At 66.5% G+C, this 2,828-nt stretch carries 3 protein-coding genes and 1 tRNA gene; 3 read left to right on the top strand and 1 reads right to left on the bottom strand.

Translation table 11 applies throughout. The features are described 5' to 3' along the window. The 3 genes from JWR86_RS13310 to JWR86_RS13300 form a co-directional block, all read left to right on the top strand. Positions 1-347, top strand: a 347-nt coding sequence (locus JWR86_RS13310; protein WP_299566376.1) for an iron-containing alcohol dehydrogenase, incomplete at its 5' end; no start/stop codon positions are given. Further along, positions 344-784, top strand: coding sequence for a thioesterase family protein (locus JWR86_RS13305; protein ID WP_299566373.1), 441 nt, complete (start codon positions 344-346; stop codon positions 782-784). The genes JWR86_RS13310 and JWR86_RS13305, both read left to right, overlap by 4 nt. A gap of 37 nt (positions 785-821) precedes the next feature. Then, a tRNA-Ile gene (locus JWR86_RS13300) sits at positions 822-897 on the top strand. Between the two features lie 162 nt (positions 898-1,059). Here the strand turns inward: JWR86_RS13300 and JWR86_RS13295 are convergent. After that, positions 1,060-2,241 (bottom strand): FkbM family methyltransferase, encoded by a 1,182-nt coding sequence (locus JWR86_RS13295; protein WP_299566370.1) that lies wholly within the window; start codon positions 2,239-2,241, stop codon positions 1,060-1,062. Positions 2,242-2,828 lie beyond the last annotated feature (587 nt).

The following is a 2,828-nucleotide window of genomic DNA, read 5'->3' as shown; positions in this document are numbered from 1 at the left end:
GCGGCCTGTTCCACGTGCCGCACGGCCTGTCGAACGCCATGGTGCTGCCGCATGTGGTGCGGTTCAACGCCCCGGCCGCGGCGCCGCTCTATGCGGAATTGGCCGACCTGATCGCCCCGGAGGCGGCGACCGGCAGCGCCGACGAGCGCACCGCCGCCCTGGTCCGAGCCCTGTCGGACCTCGCGCCGAGCCTCGGCCTCGACACCAGCCTGCGCTCGGCCGGGATCGGCCGCCAGCACCTGCCCCGGATGGCCGAGGACGCCATGAAACAGACCCGGCTTCTGGTGAACAACCCGCGCGAGGTCACCTATGCCGACGCGCTCGCGATCTATGAGGCCGCCTGGTGAGCGAGCGTGTGCCGCCCGGCCGCCGCGAGAGCTACCGCGCGTTTCGCGAGATCACGACGCGCTGGATGGACAACGACGTCTACGGCCACGTCAACAACGTCGTGTACTATTCCTATTTCGACACGGCCGTGAACCAGTACCTCATCGAGGCCGGCGCGCTCGACATCCAGAACAGCGCGGTGATCGGCCTCGTGGTCGAGACGCAGTGCCGCTACATGAGCCCGATCAGCTTTCCCGACCGCGTGGCGGCCGGCATCCGAGTGGCGCGGCTCGGCACCTCCAGCGTCCGCTACGAGATCGGCCTGTTCCGCAACGACGAGGACACGGCCTCCGCCGAGGGCCATTTCGTGCACGTCTATGTGGACCGCGCCACAAGCCGGCCGCTGCCGCTGCCACCCGCCCTGCGGGCCGCCCTCGCGCCGCTCACGCCGGGGTGACGCGCCGCAGCCGCCGGGCTACACTGCCGCTCTCCCCGGGCCTGTAGCTCAATGGTTAGAGCCGGCCGCTCATAACGGTCTGGTTGCAGGTTCGAGTCCTGCCGGGCCCACCACGTTTCTCCCGCACTTAACCCGCGTGGTGCGGAGTGACCGCAAGCGGCTCCCTGCTGGAAGCCAGCGCCGCGGGGCCGAGCTGTCCCGGCACGGGGCGGCCCCTCCGCGAGGGCCCGGAAACCGCGTTCACCGGCCGCCCCGACGATGCGGGGTTTGCGGTTCTACTCCGACCGGCCGAGCCTGGCGTGCAGATCCCACCATTCCCAATCCGGCACCGTCACCTTGGCGCGTCTCTGAAAGTGCTCCGCCAAGTGCGCCCGCATCTCGGCCGCGTCGACCCAAGGCCCCGGCGTATCTTCCCCGAACGGGCCACTCGAGCCGTAGGGGAACGTGTGGTCGACATCCAGCCCCTCCCTTGCCGGCTGAGGAAGTTTGAGGGAGGGCAGATGGCGTTGCGGCACCATCTTGAAATGAGAGTAGCCCGAGGACACGAGCCGCTCAAAGATCGCCGGAGTTCCGTTCTCGAACGAGAGATACTGGGGGAGGGGGCGGAATTGACAGGCGCCTTCCACCGCGACCCCGTCAGCCCCTTCGATGTCGACCTTCAGGTAGTACGGGACGCCAAAGGTCTGAAACAACCTCTCCATGGTCGTCGTGTTGACCGTGACGCCGGTGGTTTCAAGACCGCGGGAGGCAATCTTGGGATCGAAGGAGCTCCATTCAGGATGCTGCCCGTTGACGTAGAACGTCGTTCGGGTCTCCGCGGCACTCACACCCATATTCACCATGACGAGGCGTCCAATGGCGATCCAGGGCGCCAGGCGGCGTGCGCTGCGGGCCGCGAGCTGGGGGTTGGCCTCGACGGCCACCACACGGAACCCCTTGCGAAGATAGAACTCGGTATCGGACCCGTTGTGATGGCCCAGATCGTAGATCAAGTCGGGGCAGCTCAGCCGAGCCAAGGGTCGCGGGCTCGGAAGCTCCTTCACCGGGCCCAGCACGGCGGGATCCTCAGTTCGAGACGCCGCCTCCGCGATGTCCCACTCCCCTACGCCCTGGATCAGCATCGCCTGGTCGAGTTCGGCCCGAAGGTCCAGCACGTAAGGCGGGCGCCTTGGCGTTCGAATTTCCAGCGTGCGACCGCTGCCGGGGTGTAGCTCGACGGTGATGTCGGTGGCGCCGGCCTGCGGGAATTCCGCCAGCCGCCGCCACGTCTTGTCGTGGATCGCAACCACCAGCGAGTCAGACTCGAGTCCGACATACAGCAGCAACTGCGCGCCACGGCCATAGACCACGAAGAAGGGCTTGCCGCTCGTCACAGCGAGGTGCGCGGCAAGAGGCTCACACAATCCCAGATGTGGGTCAAAGACATGCAGGGTGCGGAAGGTCTCGTTGGAAGGCACGCGCTTCTCTCCTGCTTGTGGTCAGAGCATCGGGATCAAAGCTTGCAGCGGTCGCGCTTCCAGCCGGGGCTCTCCCCTGAGCGGTTCCGGCTCGCCGCGGCAAGGTCCGGCAGCGCGGCCCGCCCGGCACGGGCGACAGGCCATCGAGGCCACTTCCGGATCGGGCCTGCCGGCTCGATCAGGCCCAGCCCGCGTAGGCGAAAAGGCGGGAATCGGGGCGGGCGAACACCTCAGCCCCTAGCAACGTATTCATGCCCCGGCAGAAAGTCTGGGCTGCATAATCACGCGGGCTGCGACAGCCCGCCACGGGGTTCCGCACAGCTTTTCGCTGTCCGACCCCATGTTGCTCGATGTAAGTTATGGAGTTAGCTTCGCTGAACTATGACAAAGTTCGGTGGACCTTAGTCGGCTGGCGCCAGCGCCTCGCTGCGCTCGGCTGTCACATGTGGACTGACTCGGAGTTCCTTCATGTCGCGCTTCAGGGACGCAGTAATCGACAACTGGAAAACCGAGAACAGTGCGGACTTTGCCTATTACGATTCTGCGGAGGGCGATCTGGAGGCGTTTTGGGCCAAAGGGGGGCGGTT

The sequence above is a fragment of the Enterovirga sp. genome (genome assembly GCF_028290205.1).
Lineage (GTDB): Bacteria > Pseudomonadota > Alphaproteobacteria > Rhizobiales > Beijerinckiaceae > Enterovirga.
This window is presented reverse-complemented; position numbering and strand designations above follow the sequence as displayed.